Genomic DNA, 19,162 nt, shown 5'->3' on the forward strand with positions numbered 1-19,162 from the left:
TACGTTCCATGACACCTGAGCGACCTGACCCGGTGGTGCCCACGGCCACGTACCGGCTGCAGCTGCAGCCCGAGTTCCCGTTCGGAGCAGCCGCGGCCGTCGTGCCGTACCTGGCCTCGCTCGGCGTCTCGCACCTGCATCTGTCCCCCGTCCTGGAGGCCGTGCCGGGCTCGACGCACGGCTACGACGTCGTCGACCACGCGCGCGTGCGCGAGGAGCTCGGCGGCGAGGAAGGCCTGCGGGCACTGGCGCGCACCGCACGCGAGCACGGGCTCGGCCTGGTGGTGGACATCGTCCCGAACCACATGGCCATGGCCCCGCGCCACAACCGCGCCCTGTGGGAGGTGCTCCGCGAGGGCCCGAAGTCGCCGTACGCCCGGTGGTTCGACATCGACTGGGAGGCGCAGGACGGCCAGGTGCTGCTGCCGATCCTCGGCGGGCCGCTGGGCGAGGTGCTCGACGAGCTGCGCGTCGACGGTGACGTGCTGCGCTACTACGATCACGTCCTGCCGTTGCGCGAGGGCACCGAGGACCTGCCGCTGCCGCATCTGCTGGACGCGCAGTGGTACCGCCCGGTGTGGTGGCGGCTGGCCCGGACCGAGCTCAACTACCGGCGGTTCTTCAGCATCTCGGAGCTCATCGGGGTGCGGGTGGAGGACCCGGAGGTGTTCGAGGCCACCCACGACACGATCCTCCGGCTGCTGCACGAGGGCGTGATCGACGGACTGCGCATCGACCACCCCGACGGGCTCGCGGATCCCGACGGCTACCTCGCCAGGCTGCACGAGGCGACCGGGGGGCGCTGGACGGTCGTGGAGAAGATCCTGGCCGACGGTGAGCACCTGCCGGCGTCCTGGCCCGTGGCGGGGACCACCGGGTACGACGCCCTGCGGCACGTGGACGGGGTCTTCACGGACCCCGCCGGGTTCGGGGAGCTGCTGGGGCAGTACCGGCGCTTCGCGGCCCCGCAGACGGACCGGGGCGGGCAGTGGGAGGCGACGGTGCGGCGGGCGGCGTACAAGGTCCTCACGCACGAGCTGGCCACCGAGACCGACCGGCTGACCCGGGTGGCGAGCCGGCTGTGCGCCTCCTCCCCGGAGCCGGCCCTGCGCGACCGCGCCCCCTGGGCACTGCGCACCGCGCTCCAGGAGCTCCTGGTCCGCATGGAGGTCTACCGGCCCTACGAGTCCGCCGACGCGGCGTCCGTGGTCACCGAGGAGGCGGCCGCCGAGGCCCGGCAGGCCTTCGTCGTGCCCGAGGAGGCCGGTGCGGTGGACGTCGTACGGGACCTGGTGCTGGGGCGGTACGGCGACGGGCCCGCGCAGCTGGAGTTCCGGACGCGGTTCGCACAGACCTCGTCGGCGCTGCGGGCCAAGTCCGTGGAGGACACGGCGTTCTACCGGTACGTGCCGCTGCTGTCGGCGACCGAGGTGGGCGGGAATCCGGGGGCTCCCGCGCTGTCGCCGGAGGAGTTCCACGCGTACTGCGCGCGCGTGCAGCGCGACTGGCCGGTCACCGGCACGGTGGCCACCACGCACGACACCAAGCGCAGTGCGGACGTCCGGGCGGCGCTGCACGTGCTCACCGAGTGCCCGGGCCGCTGGGCAAACGTGCTCGCGGAGGTGACCCGCACCGGGGAGGGGGTGCCGGACGCGCAGCTGGCGTGGGCGGCCTGGCAGACGGTGTTCGGCCTGGGCCCGGCCTCCGGGGTGCGGGAGCGGGTGCAGGGGGCGTTGCTGAAGCATGTGCGGGAGGCGGGCCTGTACACCAGCTGGACCGAGCAGGAGCCGCCGTACGAGGAGGCGGTGGAGCGGTTCGTGGCGGCCGGGCCGTGCGGGGCGCCGGGTGAGCGGGTCGCCGCGTTCCGCCGGTCGCTGGAGCCTTACATCCGGGCCAACGTGCTGGGCACCGCCCTGGTGCAGCTGACGATGCCGGGCGTCCCGGACGTCTACCAGGGCACGGAGGCCGAGTACCGGGCGCTGGTCGACCCGGACAACCGGCGGGCGGTGGACTTCCCGCCCGCGGAGTCCGGCGGCACGTCCGGGGAGAAGGCGGCGGTGACGCGGGCGGCGCTGGGGCTGCGGGCCCGGCGGCCCGGCGCCTTCGGCGACACGGCGACGTACCAGGCGCTGCCTGCCGAGGGCCCGGCGGCACAGCACTGCCTGGCGTTCGTCCGCTCCGGCGAGGTGCTGACGGCGGTGACCCGCCTGTCCCTGCGGCTCGCGGAGGCGGGCGGCTGGGGGGACACACGCCTGCCGCTGCCGCCCGGCCGGTGGGCGGACGTGCTGGAGCCGGGGCGGGAGTTCTCGGGGCACGCGCGCGTGGCGGAGCTGTTCGGCGGGCTGCCGGTGGCGTTGCTGGAGCGGGTGGGTGACTGAGGGCGGGACAGCCGGCCGGAGGTGTCCGGGCCCTGATGGGACGCGGCCGCACCGGGTGTGGCGCCTGCCCCGGCGGCCAATGCTTCCGGGCGCCCCCTGGCGGCCACCCCGTCGCGCCCTTGACAGCGCACCATGGCCGTGGGGTACTGCGATGGCGAACTCGGGCGGATGTGACGGGGGTGAGTGTCCTGCCGGAGCTGCGCTACCCGACGGTGACCGAACAGGTTTCTGCTGCCCGGGCGTTGACCGCTCAGCGTCCCGGTGTGTGCACCCTGCGGCAGGTGGGTGCCTCACGCGCTGGCAGGCCCCTGCACCTGCTGTCCGTGGGCCGGGCCCGCCGCGCCGTACTGGTGGTGGCCGGCGCCCACGCCAACGAGCCGACGGGCTCCTGCACCCTGCTCGCGCTCGCCCGGCGGGTCCTGGAGCAGCGGGAGTTGCGCGACGGCATCTCCTGGCACTTCCTGCTGTGCGCGGACCCCGACGGGGCGAGCCTGCACGTCACGCCGGCGCCGCGCAGCCTCTTCGACTACCACCTGGGCTTCTTCCGGCCGGCGGGCCCTGAGCAGCCCGAGTGGGCGCCGTCGGTGCTGCCGCCGGACCGGCTGCCGCCCGAGACCCGGGCCCTGACGGGCGTCATCGACGAACTGCGCCCATATCTGCAGGTCACCCTGCACGGCACGGATCTGGGCGGCAGCTGGGTGCAGCTGACGAGGGACGTGCCGGGGCTCGCCGAGCCGTTCGTCAAGTCCGCGGCCGAGCTGCACATCCCGGTGGAGACCGGGGCGTCGGACGCCGCGGGGTGGCCCGCCTCCGGGCCGGGCGTCCATGTGATGCCGGCGCCGGGGATCGGGCCGGCGTACCCGAGCCTGCCGGACGACGCGCGGCACAGCACCTGGTACCACGCCCACCGTTACGGCGGGCTGACCGCGGTCGTCGAGGTGCCGATGTGGGCGAGCGACCTGGTCGACGACCCGGCTCCGCATCCGGCTCCGGCGGCGGCGATCGGGATGCTGGCGCGCCGGCTGCAGCGGGACGCGCTGGAGGTGTCGCGCGTGCTCGACGGCGTGCTGCCGCGGCTGGCGGACCTGGACGGGCCGTTGCTGCGGGCCGCCCGGTGGGGGCTGGAGCTGGTGCCGGGCCTGGCCTCGGACCTGCTCCACACGCCGCCCGCCGACCGCACCCGGGCGTACGTCGGCAGCGTGGACGCGTTCGCGCGCCGCGTGCCGCTGCGGGCGGCGGCCATGCTGCTGCGGGTGCTGCGCGGGACCGACGACGCGGCGGCGAAGCAGCTCGAGGGGCTCGTCTCGACCTGGAGCGACGCCTTCGCGGAACGTTTCCGCGCCCGTTGGGTGCCCTTGGAGCACCAGGTGGAGCACCAGTCCCGCACGGTCGTCGCGGCGGCGCTGCATGCGCGCGAGCGGGCCTGGTAGCCGGCGTCCCCGTCCCGTTCCTCAGTCCCGTTGCAGCGGCACCGGCTCACCCGGACCCGAGCCGGAGCACGCGCGGGTGCGCCGCCCCGCCAGCTCGAACGCGGCGAGCACCACCCGGGCCTGGTACTCCGCCTGGCGGGCCACCGGGATCCAGCGCGCCCCGCAGCCGTCGCGGTACTCGGCGCACCACTGGTCGATCAGCCGGTCCAGGTCCGGCAGCACCCCGCCGGGGTCGCGGCCGGCGGCCCGGACGAGCTGGTGCAGCAGTCCCGCCGTGCGCAGCGCGAGGCGGCGCCCGGAGATGCGCAGGGCGACCAGGTGGGCGGTGCTCAGGGCCGGGAGGGGATGGCCCGGGCTTTCGCCGGTGTCGGGGTCCCAGGCGTCGGCGAGGCCGGGGCAGACCAGGAGGTAGTCGTCGACCGGGGCGAGCAGGCGGGCCGCGTCGGGCGCGGTGGCGAGGTGCGGCCGGATCCGGGCCAGCAGGTGCCGCAGGAGGTCCGTGTCGTGGCGCAGGGTGCGGCTGACGGCCCGGAGCACGGCCTCCCCGTCCGCGGGCGGGGAGCCGTCCGCCACGGCCCTCACGCCCCACATGGGTGCCTCGACGACCGCGGTGACGGTGCCGTGCCGGTAGGGGTGGTACCACGTGGACTCGACGGCGGCCTCCGTCATGGCCGCGACCAGATCGGCCCGGCGCGGCGGCGGGATCCGGTAGACGGCGGGTCCGAGGCCGGGCCAGTACAGAGCGTCGTAGGCGCCGAGTTCGCGGGGGATGCCGAGCCGGGCGGCGATGTGGGCGAGGCGCCGGTCGAGGCCGGGCAGGTCGTGGGTGAGTTCCACGAAGCCGCCGCCGATGTCGACGCCGTGCAGGGAGCACTGGAGGAACGGGCGCAGTTCGTCCTGGAGGCCGAGCAGGGCGCGGGTCTCCGGCAGGGCGGCGCCGGCCGCGCCGTCGGGCAGCCACTCGGGCTGCTCCAGGAATCCGGGCCGGAAGAAGTGACGGACGTACCGGCCGAGCGTGTAGGGGCCGGGCAGCCAGCCCTCGTTGCGGCGCGAGCCGTCCGGGTCGAGGCACAGCAGCAGGTTCCAGGTGGCGTGCGCGCCCTCGGTCAGCCGCGGGTCGGCCAGGGCCCGCTCGGCCAGGCGGAGCACGGTGGCGCCGCCCACCGGTTCGTTGGCGTGCGGGCCGGCGACGACCAGGGCCTGGCGGCTGCCGTGTCCGACGGAGAGCAGCCACAGCGGGGTGCCCGCGCGGGAGGTGCCGACCCGGCGCAGCCGGGCGTCACGGGGGTGGCGGGCGACGAGGGCGGCGGCCCGGGCGCCCAGTTCGTCGACGGTCGGGTAGCGCAGCAGGGGCGGCAGGGCACACCTCCCCCATGCGGTGCCGTCGGTTCACCAGGTGTAGATGGCGTACGCACAGTCAGTCACGACTTCAGGGGTACGTCAACACCGTGAGCGGCAACGGGATTTCGGCCAGGGTTCCGGGACCGGCTTTCGGCAACCCCCAGGCCAGAGGTGAGGCGTGGCTCGGTTTCCGGTCAGCCGTCCGACAGCCGGAACGTCATCCGGCCGAAGCCCACCTGGTCGCCCTCGCGGACGACGGCCGCGCCGACGACGCGCCTGCCGTTCACCGTCGTGCCGTTGGTGGAGCCGAGGTCGCGCAGGACCCACATGCCACCCTGGTGACGGAGTTCGGCGTGCACGCGGGAGACCGTCTCGTGGTTGAGGCGCAGTCCGCTGGCGGGATCGCGGCCTATGCGCAGCGGATGGCCGTGCGAGGGGTGAGGCAGTTGCAGCTTGGGCAGCCGCTCGGCCTGCCAGGCCCTGCGCAGCCGTACGGAGAATCCGGAGACCGCCTCGACGGTGCCGAACACCAGGCGCGAGAGGCGGCTCTCGGTGCGCAGGTCGGCGGTGAGCGCGGCGAGTTCGTCCGGGCGGCGGGCGGCGAGCGCCAGCTCCATGCGGTGGACGAACGTGTCGTGGGAGAGGCGGCCCACGGCGACGCCGTCCCGCAGCACCTTCAGCACCCGGTCCCGCTCCGCGTCGGAGAGCCGCGCGGGGAACGTGTTGAACTCGAAGGACGACGTCACGCTGGTGATTGTCGGGCAGCGCGGCCGGGCTGTCCAGAAAACGGGAAATCGGCCGCCCCGCGCGCGTACCCGGGTAGACCCGCCGCAAATGGGTGGATGCACCAGCGGATTGATCTCTTTTGACGCACCATGGACGGGCTACATCACGGTGAGCAGACGAAGGGGAACCGTCCGTGCAGTTCGAGGTGTGGGCACCACAGGCCGGCCGTGTGACGCTCCGGTGCGACGACGTCACACACGCGTTGGAGCGAGATCCGGAACGGGCGGGGTGGTGGCGGGGTGAGGCCGAAGCGCGCGAGGGATCCCGGTACGGCTTCGCGGTGGACGACGGGACCGTGCTGCCCGATCCGCGCTCGCGGCGGCAGCCGGACGGCCCGGACGGGCTGAGCGCGGTCGTCGACCACGAGCGGTACGCGTGGCGCGCGCGGTGGCGGGGGCGGCCGCTGCCCGGAGCGGTGCTGTACGAGCTGCACGTAGGGACGTACACGCCCGAGGGCACCCTGGACGCGGCCGCCGGGCGGCTCGGCCATCTCGCCGAACTCGGCGTCACGCATGTGCAGCTGATGCCCCTGTGCCCCTTCCCGGGCACGCACGGCTGGGGCTACGAGGGTGTCTCGCTGTGGGCGGTGCACGAGCCGTACGGCGGCCCCGAGGCGCTGAAACGCTTCGTCGACCGGGCGCACGAACTCGGACTGGGCGTGGTGCTCGACGTGGTGCACAACCACTTCGGGCCGTCCGGCAACTACCTGCCCGTCTTCGGCCCGTACCTCACGGACACCCACCACACGCCCTGGGGCGCCGCGGTCAATCTGGACGCACCGGGCTCGGACGAGGTGCGCGCGTTCCTGATCGGCAGCGCGCTGGCCTGGCTGCGCGACTACCGGATCGACGGGCTGCGCCTGGACGCGGTGCACGCGCTGGTGGACACGCGCGCGTACCACTTCCTGGAGGAGTTGTCCCAGGCCGTGGACGCCCTGGCCGCCGAGACGGACCGGCCGCTGTTCCTGGTCGCCGAGTCGGACCTGAACGACCCGCGGCTCATCACCCCCCGCGCGGAGGGCGGCCTCGGGCTGCACGCGCAGTGGAACGACGACTTCCACCACGCCCTGCACACCACGCTGACCGGCGAGTCGCAGGGCTACTACGCCGACTTCGCGCGCGCCGGCCTCGGCGGGCTCGCCAAGACCCTGACCGGCGGCTACTTCCACGACGGGTCGTACTCCAGCTTCCGGGAGCGCCACCACGGGCGCCCGCTGGACCGCTCGCGGGTGGCCGGGCACCGGCTGCTCGGCTACGGCCAGACCCACGACCAGGTCGGCAACCGCGCCCGGGGGGACCGGCTTTCGGCCCTTGTCTCCCCCGGGCTGCTGGCGTGCGCGGCCACGCTGATCCTGACCGCGCCCTTCACACCGATGCTCTTCATGGGCGAGGAGTGGGCGGCGGGCACGCCCTGGCAGTTCTTCACCGACCACACCGACCCGGAGCTCGCGGACGCCGTACGGCGGGGCAGGCGGCGGGAGTTCGCCGCGCACGGCTGGAAGGAGGAGGACGTGCCCGACCCGCAGGACCCGGCGACCCGGGACCGCTCCTGCCTCGACTGGTCCGAGCCGGAGCGCGAGCCGCACGCGCGCATGCTGGCCTGGTACCGGCAGCTCCTCGCCCTGCGCCACGAGCAGCCGGACCTGACCGACCCCGACCTCGCCGACACCAAGGTGGCCTTCGACGAGGAGCGGCGCTGGATCGCCTTCCGGCGCGGGGACGTCCTGGTGGCGGTGAACCTGGCCGCCGAGCCGGCCGAGCTGCCGCTCGGCGTGCCCCACGCGCGCGTGCTGGCCGCGTGGGAGCCGGTGGACAAGCCCGGGGCGGACGGGGTGGTGCGGCTGCCCGGGGAGTCGGCCGTGGTGCTCGCCCAGGACTGAGCAGCGCGGGCCGTCAGCGGAGCTTCGCGTCCTGTGCCTCGATCACGGGCGTGAGGACCGCGGGGCTCGCGATGGGGGCGCCGCCCACCGCGGTGCGTACGGCGGTGACGTCGCCGTGGCGTACGGCGGCGGTGCGGACCGGGCGGGGCGTGCCGCCCTCGTGCGTGACGGTGATGGACACTCTCCTCGCCGACGCCGTGCAGGGCTGCTCCCTCGGCTTCACCGTGCGGGCGCACCGGCCGGGGCCGAGGTCGGGCGCCGTCACCCTGGGGAGCCCGGTAAGGCGCTGCTCCGGGGCCTGCTGCCGGGCCGGGGGCGCCGTCGCGCCGGTGCCGGGGCGCGGGGGTGCCGGAGCGGCCGGCCAGGTGTGTGAGGGCGGCGGCGGTCAGCAGGAGCAGGGCCGCCGCGGCAGGCGTCATGGGCGGAGGGCAGCCGTACGGAAGGGCGGCGCCCGGCACGTCACAGGGCGTCGTCGGCGTCCCCCAGGTCCGTCACCCGTTCCAGCAGGATCGGCTCCCAGGCGCGGCGCAGCCGGGTCCGCAGCAGGGCGGCGTCCTTGCCGGTGAGGTCCTCGGCGAGGTGGACGACGGTGTCGCAGCGGGCGAGCCAGAGGCCGCGCAGACAGGGGCGGGCGCCGTAGCCGGCGAGGGTGGCGGCGCGTACGGCGGCCGGTGAGCCGACGGCGAGCGCGAGGCCCGCGATGTCCTCCGCCGGGTCGCCGACGACCGCGCCCGCCCAGCCGAGCACGCCGCGCACCCGGCCGTCGGCGCTGACCACGAGGTGCCCGCCCGTGAGGCTGCGGTGGGTGAGGACCGCCGAGGCGGGCTGGGCGGCGAGCTGGGACGCGGCGGGCGGGGTGAGCTGGTTCAGGCGTGTGGCGTCGAACTCGTCGGCTGCGGCGAGGCGTTCGGCGGCGCGTATGGCGGCCCGGCGCAGCGCCTCCAGGGAGCGTGGCGCGGCGCGCGGCACGCCGAGCGTCTCGGCCTGCCGGACCGGCACCTCGCGCAGACCCGTCAGGAGCGCGGCGAGGTCGGCCTCGCCGACGGCGGACACGTCGTGCTCCTCCCCCGAGCCGCCGGGCACCTTGGTGTCCAGCGTGTAGCTCAGGCCGGGGGCCCACTCGCCGTGCGCGACGCTGGCGGGCACCGTGGCCGGGACGTGCGGGCGGACGAGGTCGCGCAGGCGCAGTTCGCGGCGCTGGCGCCGGCTGGCCTCGCGGTCGGGGGCGAGGCGCAGCACGTGGCGGGTGCCGACCCACCAGGTGACGGGTTCGGCGCCCGGGCCGGCGGGCCGGACGTCGGGGCCGGAGCCGCTCCCGCCCGGCCGGGGCTCCTTGCCGCCGCGGCCCTGCGGGGTGCCCGCGGGGCCCTCGGTGCTCTTGGTGCTCTTGGAGTCCCTGCCGTCCTTGCCTTCCTTGGCGTCCTCGAGGAGGGACAGGACCAGCCGGCGGACGGTGTCCGCGGTGGGTGTGGGTGCCTGGGTCATGGTCGCGCCGTTGCCGTTCGGGAGGCGAGCTGGGGACATCGGGGCCTCACTCCACTATGACCAGCTGGCGCGTGGTGGTGTTCAGGCGCCGTCCGCCGTCCTCGGTGACGGTCACGATGTCCTCGATGCGGACCCCGAAGCGGCCGGGCAGGTAGATGCCGGGTTCCACGGAGAAGCACATGCCGGGGACGAGGGGCCGCTCCTCGCCCTCGATCATGTACGGCGGCTCGTGGGTGGTGACGCCGATGCCGTGCCCGGTGCGGTGGATGAAGTACTCGCCGTAGCCGGCGGCGGCGATGACCTCGCGGGCGGCCCGGTCGACGTCCTGGCAGGCGGCGCCGGGGCGCACCGCGCGGAAGCCGGCCTCCTGGGCCTCGCGCACGATGTCGTGCACGCGCCGCTCCTCGTCGGTGGGCTCGCCGACGTGGACCGTGCGGGAGGTGTCGGAGCCGTAGCCGTCCCGCAGCCCGCCGAAGTCGAGGACGACCATGTCGCCGCGCGCGATGACGCGGTCGCCCGCCTCGTGGTGCGGGTTGGCGCCGTTCGGGCCCGAGGCGACGATGGTGAAGTCGACCTGCTCGTGACCGTGCCGGCGCAGCAGCCGGTCGAGGTCGGCGGCCACCTCGGACTCCGGGCGCCCGGCGAAGGGGACGTTCCGGATCTCCTCGAACGTGGCGTCGGCGGCGGCTCCGGCGGCGGCCATGAGGTCCAGCTCGGCCGCGTCCTTGACGGCGCGCAGCATCGGCAGGGCGTCGGTGAGCGAGGCGTAGGAGCTGCGGGGCATGGCCTGCTGGAGGGCCAGCAGGTGCAGGGCCCAGGCGTTGTCGCTGATGCCGAACCGGCCCGAGTCTTCGAGGAGGGCGGCGGTGGCGGCGTAGGGGTCCTTGCCGTCGGTCCAGTCGTGCAGGGTCAGGGCGGCCGCGCCGGCGGCGCGTTGCGCGTCCGGGGCCTCCAGGGCGGGGACGACGAGGACGGGGTCCTGCCCGGCGGCGAGGATCAGCAGGGTGAGCCGCTCGGTGACCGCCGGGGGTGTGTAGCCGGTGAGCCAGACCAGGTCCGGGCCCGGGGCCACCAGCAGGCCCGCGAGACCGGCGTCGGCGGCCGTGCGCGCGGCGCGCTCCATGCGGGCCCGGTAGTCGTCGGCGGTGAAGGTCGCGGCCGTGCTTCCGGTCATCCGGGCCTCCCAGGACGGGCGAAGGGGCTACGGGCAGCATCCTGCCCGGCCCAAGGGGGCGGCGCGAGCCGTCTGCGGGCATTCACCCCGGCAACCTGCCCAACGGCAGCGGATTGCCCCGGCGTTACGCCTAATGCTTAGATGCGACTCTTCCATTAAGCGGTCGATCGAGGGGGCGTACGACGGTGCTGGTACTCGCGCACATCAGCGATCTGCATCTGGACGGGAGCGCGCGGGCGACGGAGCGCGCCGAGCGGGTGCGCGACCGGCTGTGGGAGCTGCCGGGCCATGTGGACGCGCTGCTGGTGACCGGGGACATCGCGGACCACGGCACGGAGCCGGAGTACGAGGAGGCCGCCCGCATCCTGGGTCTGCGCACCGGCGACGCCCCGTTCCCGGTGCTGACCTGCCCGGGCAACCACGACAGCCGTACGCCCTGTCGCAAGGCGCTGCTGGACCGGCCCGGGGGCGAGGGGCCGGTCAACAGCGTGCAGGTCTTCGACGACGGCGCGGTGCTGATGTGCGACTCCAGCATCCCCGGCAGCGACGACGGGGAACTGGACGAGGAGACGTACGACTGGATCGAGACGACCCTCGACGAACTCGACGGCGGCCTTCCGGCCCTGCTCGCCTTCCACCACCCGCCGGTGGCGCTGCACCACCCGCTGCCCGACTCCTACGCGCTGCGGCATCCCGGCCGGCTGGCGGACCTGCTGGCCCGCCGGCCCGAGATCGCCGGGCTGATCACCGGCCACGCCCACACCCCGGCCGCCACCTCGTTCGCGGGGCGGCCCCTGGTCGTCGGGCCCGGTGTGACGTGGACGCTGCGGCTGCCCTGGGAGGGTGAGCAGATCGCCGACCGGGAGGCGCCCCCCGGGCTCGCCTTCCACGTCCTGGACGACTCGGGGCGGCTCACCAGCCACTTCCGCGTCGTGCCGTGAGGGCGTGCCTCACGCGGCGACGGCCGGTACGAGGGTCAGCTGCTCGTAGCCACCGCTGCGGTGGCGGACCGTCAGCCTGACCTCGGCGCCCGGGCGAACGCGGGCGACGGCCCTGACGAGATCGGCGGCGGTGTCGATCCGGGTCGCGCCGAAGGCCAGCAGCACGTCGCCGCGCACCAGACCGGCGGCCTGCGCCGGACCGGGGACGTGCAGTCCCACCACCACGGCCCCCGGCTTGCGGGCGTCCATGACCTGCACGCCGAGCGTCGCGGCGGCGGCGGCGGGGGCGGTGGGTGCCGCGGCGGCGGGCGTGGGGCCGGGTGGCGAGGACGTGTGCTGCCACCCTCGCAGGTCGAGGCGCGCGCCCTTGCCGAGCACCGCGGTGCCCATCGTCCCGAGGCCGATCCCGGAGAGCACCAGGACCGCACCGGCGAACCCGGCGAGCAGCACGTTCAGGATTCGCCGCCCCCGTCGCCGCGCGGCATGCGGACGGGGCCGGGACGGTCCGGACCCCGGCGCCGGGGCGGCCCCCTCGGGTTCCCGGCCCGGCATCGGCTTGGGTCGCAGCGCGGTCTGTTCCATGGCTCGCCTCCGGATGGTGCCGATCGCCTCCGGCGGATCCCGGAACGATCACGGCAGGTGCTCTACCCGGCGCACCGTCGGGCCACGAGCCACGAACGAGTGAGACTGACCGGGGTCCGGCGCGGTCAGGGATCAGCCTGTGTGCCCGTCCCCGTGACCCCCGTGCGCGCCGTCGAACGTCCGCATGACGCGCAGCATCTGGTGCCCGGGGCGTACCGGATCGGCGCACGCGTGCCGCCCACCGCCGGGTCGAAGCCCGACACGTCGTGGGCGTCGCGGCCGAGGAGCTGGAAGTCGACCAGGTGGATGTGCAGGGGGTGCACGATGGGCGCGTCCGGGCCGGTGACCTGGATGACGCCCCCGGCCGGAACGTGGAGGTCGCCCCTTCAGCGGAGCGCGGGCACGGGCACGGCCGGCGCCCGGTCCGGGAGGAAGCCGTGGGTGCGGCGGGACAGCCACTCGGCCTTGTAGCGGTCCACCTCGCGGTGCCAGTGGAGGATGCCGGACATCCAGTTCCGCAGGTCCGCCACATACGTCGCCATGGCCGCGCGCGCCTGCCGCGTGAGCCGGAAGTCGTCGTACAGGACCGGCAGTTCGTGCTCGACGACGTGCTCGAACTGGCGCAGGCGCTGGCTCATCAGATCGTGCACGATGCCCAGCCCGGTCGGGTAGTCGCAGCCGAAGAAGGTCTGCACGACGAGGATCGCGTTGTGGACCTCGCCCTCGAACTCGATCTCCTTCTGGTACGAGAAGACGTCGTTGACGAGGCACCCGAAGTCCATCGCGGCGTTCTCCAGGGAGCGGACCGGGCCGCTGCGGTAGACCTCGGGCGGGACGGCCGGGCCGTGTCCCATCCGGCACAGGCTCAGGGTGAGCTCGGAGCCGAAGGTCGCGCGGCGCATCTCCAGGTAGTCGACCGGGTCGGGCACCCGGTTGAGGAACTGGTTGGACAGCTCCCACACCCAGCTCTCGGTCATGACGTTCACCGCGTGCTTGAGTGTCTGCCGCGCCTCGGGCGTCATCCCGGCGGTGGTGCGCACCCACAGGTCGATCAGGCCGCGCTCCATGGCGTTGGCCGGGAGCGGCGGAGCGCCGTCGACGGGCATGCAGTCGGACAGACGGGCCGTGGTCAGCCGGGCGGCGGCGAGGTCGCGGCGGTGGCCGTACACCAGGGGGTAGTAGTCGTCGCCGTAGGTGCCCCAGGCGAGCCACTGCGCGCTGAGGTCGAGGGCCTCGGGTGTGGCGTCCGGGTCGAGGCCGGCCGAGCAGAGGGCGAGGTCGTAGGCGCGGAGCTTGTCCTCGTCCCAGACGCCCTCGGCGAGGATGCCCATGCGCTCCGCCCAGTCGCGCAGACCGCGGCGGGCGTTGTCCACGTGCGGGCTGAGCTGCAGCGGGAACGGCATGCGGATGTCGGGGATCCGCGACGGCCCGACCTGCTGGTACGGCACGTGGGTGTGGGAGCGCAGCCTCCCCGACTGCCCGAAAGGCGTGGGAGGGGCGCCCGTGGCCCCGGCCGTCGCGAGCAGGGCGCGCACGTCGGCTGCCGAGGTGCCGATGCCGGTGCATCCAGGCCAGGGGCTCCCGCCGCGCGCCGCGTTCTCGTTCATGTAGCGGCTGGAGCGCAGATGCCATTCGTGGCCGCCGGACTGCCAGTCCTGCAGTCCCTTCGTGTACGCCGCCACGGCCGCGACCTCGTCCGGCCGGAGCCCCTTCTCCAGGGCCACGGCGGGCACTTCGGTGAACGCCGTGTGCTCGAACTGGTGGAGGCGGGAGGTGAGGACGTCGTTGACGGTGTCGGCGGCCTCCTGGGTGGTGCAGCCGAAGAAGGTCTCCAGGACGAGCACGCCGTTACTGTTCTCCCCCTCGTCCTCGACCTCGCGCTGGTAGGAGAACAGGTCGTTGCGCAGGTGCACGGCGTCGGAGAACGTCTCCATCAGCACCCGAAGGGGCCTGGTCCCGGCGACGGCGGCGGGCACTTCGGCGGTGGCGAACTCCACGAGCCCGGCCGACCAGGGGGCGCCGCCGACCTTGCGGCGCATCTCGATGTACTCGACGGGGTTGGCGATCCGCCCCTCGTCGATGTTGGACAGCTCCCACATCGACTCGTTGAGGAGGTGCTCGGTGGCCACCGCGAAGCGGCGGCGCCAGTCCTCGGACATCACCGGCACGGTGCGCGCCCACAGGTCGGCGAGGCCCGCCTCGACCGGGTTCCGCGGCTCCGGCACGGCAGCGAACAGGTCCGGCGGCATGAACAGCGGCAGCCGGTCCAGGTGCGCCTTGCCGGCGACGCGGTCCGGGTTGCGCTTGTACATCTCCAGGAAGTGGTCGTCGAAGAAGAAGACCCACACGTACCAGTCGGTGATGAGGGACAGGGCGGGGCCGTCGCAGTCGGGGTGGGTGTAGGCGCACAGCAGGCCGTAGTCGTGCGCGTCCAGGTCGGCTTGCTCCCAGACGCCGGAGCCCTCCAGCATGCCCATCTCGCGCGCCCACGCGGTCGAATGGGCCCGGGCCTCGTCGACATGCGGGTTCAGCCGCGCGGGGTGCGGCAGGTAGAAATGCGGGAGTTCGAACGGCTGCGTCATGGCCGGGCTCTACCCGGCGCCCCGCGGCGGCATCCGCGGGGCGGGACATGATCACACCATCGCGTGAAGCGAACGTGAACGCGGGCGTGGTGCAGAAGACTTGACCTAGCCGGGGGCCCTCACCTGGATCAGCGCGTGGGTGCCGCTGGTGCGCCAGCGCTGATCCTCCGCCGCGACCAGAGCGGCCTCGGTCTGTGCGTCGAGGCCGGTGATCACGTCGGACTTCAGGGTGCGCAGGGCGGCGACCGGGCCGGGGAAGTGGGCGGTCACGTCGGCGAACGGTGTGGTCGGGGCCCACAGCCGGTCGCCCACCAGGCGGCGGTAGTTGAGGTCGCCCTTCACGATCGTGAGGGTGGCCGAGGCGAACTCCTCGCGCAGGTCGCCGGGCATCTCCTCGTAGGGCAGCGGGGCGCTGGAGAAGGGGTGGGCGCGCAGGGTGAGGCGGCCGTCGGCGAGGGCGGACCAGAGCTGTCCGCCGTACGCGGCGGCCGCTCCCCCGGCGCCGGTCAGCCGGCGCAGGGCGTCGACGACGTCGGCGGTGGTGGCGTCGGAGACGTAGTAGGGGTACGGCTTGACGTGCAGGACCGCCCGTCCGATGCGGCCGCTGCTCAGGAGGTGGGCGAGGAGGAGGAGATCGGGGACGAGTTCGCGTCCGGCGTTGTCGGCGACCAGGCACAGCGTGCCGGTCCCCGGCCCGGTGGTGTCGAGCAGGGACCAGAGCCGGTCGCTGTCGTCGGCGACCAGGCCGGGCGCGGCGTCCGCGGCCCGTGCGCCTTCGGCGGAGAGGCGGAAGCCGAGGTCGGCCCGGTTGCCCCACAGGGAGCCGTGCAGCAGGGCCTGGGCCTGTTCGGCGGCGGGCCGGGCGGCGAGGTCGTCGAGGGCGGCGAGTTCCTCGCCGGTCTCGGCGGAGTCGAGTTCGGCGAGCTTGAAGGGGCGGAAGGGGTCGATGCCCTGCCAGGGGCCGGGGCCGAAGTAGCCCACGGCCTGGAGCAGCCGGCGGTAGAACCAACTCTCGGACCAGAGCCACGGCACGTCGAACCAGGACCGGCCGGTGTACTCGCGCAGCCCCCAGGCCTCCCAGAGGTCCCGGTCGTGCGCGTCGGCCGGGAGGGGTTCGATCTCGCCCTCGGTGCACTCGGCGAGCAGTTCGTCCAGGGCGCGGTGCTGCGCGGGTTCGTAGGGGAAGGCCTCGCGGACCTGCTTGATGATCGCGGGGTGCCGCTCGGCCAGCACACTGTGGGGGAAGGAGCCCGGCTGGTTGCCGAGGAGCAGGGGCGCGGAGGGGGTGTCGGGCATGGGCCACACCGTAACGCGCGTGCCCCTCGCACGGGTCGAGCCGCCCGCTCTCGGGTCAGACGGGTGCGATCTCCCGCTCCAGGCGTGCCGCCAGGCTCAGATAGCGGGCTCGGCGGGTCACCGGGACCAGACCGCGGATGAGTATGTTCCACATCTCGGCCGTCCGGCGGGGCTGGCGGGCGACCGGCTCGCGGGAGCGGCCCACGACGCGGGTGCCGACGAAGAAGCAGACCAGCGAGTGGGCCACGACGTCGATGTCGATGTCCGGGTGGACGTCGGACTCCTTGACCGCGCCGACGAGCCGGGCCGTGACGATGTCCAGCCACTCGGTGAACGGATGGCTCAGGGGCGGCCGGGGCCGGATCCCGCCGGTGGCGAGCCGCAGGCCGGCCCGCAGCACCGGGTCCTCGACGGACATGCGGGTGATGCCGAACGTCAGGCGCATCAGCGCCTCGAGAGAGGTGTGGCCGCGGTTGTCGGTCTCCGTCGCCAGCCGGCGGGCGGTGTGCGACTGGAGTTCGAGGATCGCGTGGGCGAGATCCTCCTTCGCCGCGAAGTGGAAGTACAGGGCGCCCTTGGTGACGTGCGCGTGCTCCACGATGTCGCTGAGACTGGTCGATTCGTAGCCGCGACGGTCGAACAGGTCAGCGGCGGCCGTGATGATCGTCGAGCGGGTCTGCTCGGCTCGCAACTGCCTCGCCATCGACTGCACTCTCCCGGGACGGAAATGAACGGGTCATGCCGTTTGTTTTTACCCCCCGTACACGATAACTCACCCTGAGACGGCGCCCATCACACCAGTGTGCCGGAGTGCGGGTGCACATCCGGCAAAACAAGCGCAACTGGTGAAAGAAAACAGCGCGTTCGGTATCTAACTGTGGGGGATGTGGGGCCAGACGTAAAGGCGGGCCGGCCGGTGCCCCATCCGCACCGGCCGGCCCGCCCGCTTGTGGCCTGCCTCGTTCAGCGTTCCCGAGGGAGGATCAGAAGGTCAGCTTCCAGCTGTTGAGCGTGCCCGTGTCCTGGGCCGCGGTGTCCTGGACGCGCAGCTTCCAGGTGCCGTTGGCCGCCTCGCCGGCGGCGTTCACCGTGTAGGTGGTGTTCACGTTGTCGGCGGAGTCCGACGCGGCGGACTTCAGGCGGTACGTCGAACCGTCCGGCGCGACCAGGTCGATGACGAGGTCGCCGCGGTAGGTGTGGGTGATGTCGACGCCGACCTGGAGGGCCGAGGGGGCGTTGCCGCTGCGGCCGGTGACGCTGATCGGCGACTCGATCGCGGCGCCGTTGTCCGGGATGGCGACGGCGGCGGTGCTGGAGAACGTCGTGCCGGTGGACGTGCCGCCCTTCACGGCCTGGACCGTCTTGGCGGCGTCCGCGAGACCCGCGCCGCAGCCGCCGGAGCAGGTGCCGGGCAGGGCACGGGCGTTGGCCTTGATGGCCGACTCGATCTGCGCCGGAGTGAGGGCGGAGTTGGCCGACTTCATCAGCGCGGCGAGGCCCGCGACGTGCGGGGTGGCCATGCTGGTGCCCTGGTAGTAGGCGTAGTTCTCGCTCGACGGCGTCTTCGTGCCGGAGTTCAGCGTGGACAGGATGCCGTTGGCGGTGGAGGTGCGGGTCTCACCGCCGGGGGCGGCGATGTCGACGAGCGAGCCGTAGTTGGAGTACGAGGCCCGGCTGCCGGCGCGGTTGGTCGCGGCGACCGCGATGACGTTGTTGCAGTTCGCCGGGGAGGCGTTGGAAACGTTCTGGTTCTCGTTGCCGGCCGCGACGACGACCGAGGTGCCGCGGCTCACGGCGCCGTTGATGGCGCTCTGGGTCGCGCTGGAGCAGGCGCCGCCCCCGCCGAGGCTCATGTTGATGACCTTGGCGACGTTGGTGTTGGCGGGCACGCCGGAGACGGTGCCGCCGGACGCCCAGGTGATGGCGTCGATGATGTCGGAGTCGTAGCCGCCGCACTTGCCGAGGACGCGGACCGGGGAGATCTTCGCGCCGTAGGCGATACCGGCGACACCCTTGCCGTTGTTGGTGGCGGCGGCGATGGTGCCGGCCACGTGGGTGCCGTGCCAGGAGGAGCCGGAGGCGGCGATGCCCTGGCCGCACTCGTTGTCGTTGTACCAGTCGCCCGGGTCGGCCGGGTTGCTGTCACGGCCGTTGCCGTCGACGGAGACGGCGGTGTCGGAGATGAAGTCGTAGCCGCCGACGATGTTCGCGGCCAGGTCGGAGTGGGCGACGTAGCCGGTGTCGATGACGGCGACGGTCACGCCGCTGCCGGTGGTGGTGTCCCAGGCGCCGGGGACGTTCATGCCCGCGGTCGACTCGAACAGGTCCCACTGCTTGCTGTACTCGGTGTCGTTCGGGGTGACGGCCGTCGGCTTGTTCAGGCGGTCCGGGACGACGTAGGCGACCTGGGGGTCGGCCTTGTACTGGCTGACGACGTCGGCGACGGAGGCACGGGTGGGGTGGGTGCCCAGTTCGACGAGGGCGGCGCCGGTGCCGAGGCGGCGCTGGAAGTCGACGTCCTCGCCGGTCTTCTCGGCCTTGGACTCGGCGTCGGCGGCCGCCGCCTTGTCGGACGTGGCCTCGGTGGCGCCGGACTTGTAGCCGACGATGAGGCGCTCGGCCTGGATGCCGGGGGCGGCCTCGGTCTGCACGGCGGCCGGGCGGGGGGCGGCCTCCTGGGCGACGGCGACCGAGGCGGGGACGGCGGTCAGCAGGGCGGCGGAGACTGCGGCGACGGATATCAGCTTCCGTCTGAGCTCTGGGGAGGTACGCACGGTCGTTGCCTTTCGTGGCCGGACTCCGGGCTGCACGGAGCGGCGGTGGACTCGCTTCGTCGTCGAAGCGCAGGGGGGTGGTTCGAAAAGCGAAGAGCGACGCGATGGCCGGCCAGGCGTGGGGTGCGAGCGGACCCGTCCGGGGTTACCTGTGGGTCAGCAGTGCTCGAACGATAGGCAAAGGGGAGGTCAGCGGGATACGGGGGAAACCCTCGATCCGGCTGGAACCACACCCTCTATGGCGGGCGGTCGATCGCTCAATGGCCCCTTTTCGAGCAGGTCGTGGCGTGATGAACGCGTCGGGCCGATTTCCCGTACTGCACTACCGAACGTGCCGCCCCGGGCCGAGGAGAGCAGCCGGATGCCTCGTACGACCGCACACCGCGCCGCACTCGCGGCCGCCCTCGTGACCCCCCTGCTGCTGCCGCTGTGGGCGGCGGGGCCGGCGCGGGCGCACGGGGCCCCGACGGACCCGGTGAGCCGGGTGGTGGCCTGTTCTCCGGAGGGCGGTGGG

Annotated in this window: 15 protein-coding genes and 1 pseudogene; 5 read left to right on the plus strand and 11 right to left on the minus strand. The window is 73.9% G+C overall.

What is annotated here, in order from left to right; genetic code table 11:
- Positions 1-8: 8 nt before the first annotated feature.
- Both treY and K4G64_RS10450 read left to right on the plus strand, forming a co-directional pair.
- On the plus strand, positions 9-2,378 hold the full coding sequence (gene treY / locus K4G64_RS10445) for a malto-oligosyltrehalose synthase (RefSeq protein WP_221755746.1): 2,370 nt from the start codon (positions 9-11) through the stop codon (positions 2,376-2,378).
- A 179-nt stretch (positions 2,379-2,557) separates the two neighbouring features.
- Positions 2,558-3,808, plus strand: a complete 1,251-nt coding sequence (locus K4G64_RS10450; RefSeq protein ID WP_221755747.1) for a M14 family zinc carboxypeptidase — start codon at positions 2,558-2,560, stop codon at positions 3,806-3,808.
- 21 nt (positions 3,809-3,829) lie between these two features.
- On the opposite strand, the gene K4G64_RS10455 is transcribed toward K4G64_RS10450, so the two are convergent.
- Positions 3,830-5,167, minus strand: coding sequence for a M14 family zinc carboxypeptidase (locus K4G64_RS10455; protein WP_221755761.1), 1,338 nt, complete (start codon positions 5,165-5,167; stop codon positions 3,830-3,832).
- Between the two features lie 176 nt (positions 5,168-5,343).
- Positions 5,344-5,895: a DUF1707 and FHA domain-containing protein gene (locus K4G64_RS10460; protein ID WP_031111569.1), complete on the minus strand. Its 552-nt coding sequence runs from the start codon at positions 5,893-5,895 to the stop codon at positions 5,344-5,346.
- A gap of 173 nt (positions 5,896-6,068) precedes the next feature.
- Between K4G64_RS10460 and treZ the strand changes: the two genes are divergently transcribed.
- Positions 6,069-7,814 carry a malto-oligosyltrehalose trehalohydrolase gene (gene treZ / locus K4G64_RS10465; protein WP_221755748.1) on the plus strand — a complete coding sequence of 582 codons (1,746 nt, stop codon included), beginning with the start codon at positions 6,069-6,071 and terminating at the stop codon, positions 7,812-7,814.
- Between the two features lie 13 nt (positions 7,815-7,827).
- Here the strand turns inward: treZ and K4G64_RS10470 are convergent, their stop codons facing one another.
- The 3 genes from K4G64_RS10470 to K4G64_RS10480 all read right to left on the minus strand — a co-directional run bounded on the left by K4G64_RS10470 (position 7,828) and on the right by K4G64_RS10480 (position 10,473).
- Entirely contained in the window at positions 7,828-8,079 is a 252-nt protein-coding gene (locus K4G64_RS10470; protein ID WP_221755749.1) for a hypothetical protein, read from the minus strand.
- Positions 8,080-8,273: 194 nt separating this feature from the next.
- Positions 8,274-9,299, minus strand: a complete 1,026-nt coding sequence (locus K4G64_RS10475; RefSeq protein WP_221755762.1) for an aminoglycoside phosphotransferase family protein — start codon at positions 9,297-9,299, stop codon at positions 8,274-8,276.
- Between the two features lie 46 nt (positions 9,300-9,345).
- Entirely contained in the window at positions 9,346-10,473 is a 1,128-nt protein-coding gene (locus K4G64_RS10480; RefSeq protein WP_221755750.1) for an aminopeptidase P family protein, read from the minus strand.
- Positions 10,474-10,658: 185 nt separating this feature from the next.
- Here K4G64_RS10480 and K4G64_RS10485 point away from each other — a divergent pair, with 185 nt between their 5' ends.
- Positions 10,659-11,414 (plus strand): phosphodiesterase, encoded by a 756-nt coding sequence (locus K4G64_RS10485; RefSeq protein ID WP_221755751.1) that lies wholly within the window; start codon positions 10,659-10,661, stop codon positions 11,412-11,414.
- 9 nt (positions 11,415-11,423) lie between these two features.
- On the opposite strand, the gene K4G64_RS10490 is transcribed toward K4G64_RS10485, so the two are convergent.
- The 6 genes from K4G64_RS10490 to K4G64_RS10515 form a co-directional block, all read right to left on the minus strand.
- The gene (locus K4G64_RS10490) at positions 11,424-11,996 is read right to left on the minus strand and encodes a PDZ domain-containing protein (RefSeq protein ID WP_221755752.1); all 573 of its coding nucleotides are present in this window, start codon (positions 11,994-11,996) and stop codon (positions 11,424-11,426) included.
- A gap of 125 nt (positions 11,997-12,121) precedes the next feature.
- Positions 12,122-12,319 carry a hypothetical protein gene (locus K4G64_RS41370; protein ID WP_374206397.1) on the minus strand — a complete coding sequence of 66 codons (198 nt, stop codon included), beginning with the start codon at positions 12,317-12,319 and terminating at the stop codon, positions 12,122-12,124.
- Positions 12,320-12,382: 63 nt separating this feature from the next.
- Positions 12,383-14,578, minus strand: a complete 2,196-nt coding sequence (gene cyc2, locus K4G64_RS10500; RefSeq protein WP_221755753.1) for a germacradienol/geosmin synthase Cyc2 — start codon at positions 14,576-14,578, stop codon at positions 12,383-12,385.
- 105 nt (positions 14,579-14,683) lie between these two features.
- Positions 14,684-15,874, minus strand: coding sequence for a damage-control phosphatase ARMT1 family protein (locus tag K4G64_RS10505; protein WP_221755754.1), 1,191 nt, complete (start codon positions 15,872-15,874; stop codon positions 14,684-14,686).
- Between the two features lie 55 nt (positions 15,875-15,929).
- Positions 15,930-16,577, minus strand: a complete 648-nt coding sequence (locus K4G64_RS10510) for a ScbR family autoregulator-binding transcription factor (protein WP_221755755.1) — start codon at positions 16,575-16,577, stop codon at positions 15,930-15,932.
- A 280-nt stretch (positions 16,578-16,857) separates the two neighbouring features.
- Positions 16,858-18,648, minus strand: coding sequence for a S8 family serine peptidase (locus tag K4G64_RS10515; protein WP_221755756.1), 1,791 nt, complete (start codon positions 18,646-18,648; stop codon positions 16,858-16,860).
- A gap of 361 nt (positions 18,649-19,009) precedes the next feature.
- Between K4G64_RS10515 and K4G64_RS40045 the strand changes: the two are divergent.
- Positions 19,010-19,162: pseudogene (locus tag K4G64_RS40045) on the plus strand (chitin-binding protein); the annotation flags it as partial.

Origin of the sequence: Streptomyces sp. WAC04114 (assembly GCF_019733245.1) — a bacterium.
Classification (GTDB): domain Bacteria; phylum Actinomycetota; class Actinomycetes; order Streptomycetales; family Streptomycetaceae; genus Streptomyces; species Streptomyces massasporeus_A.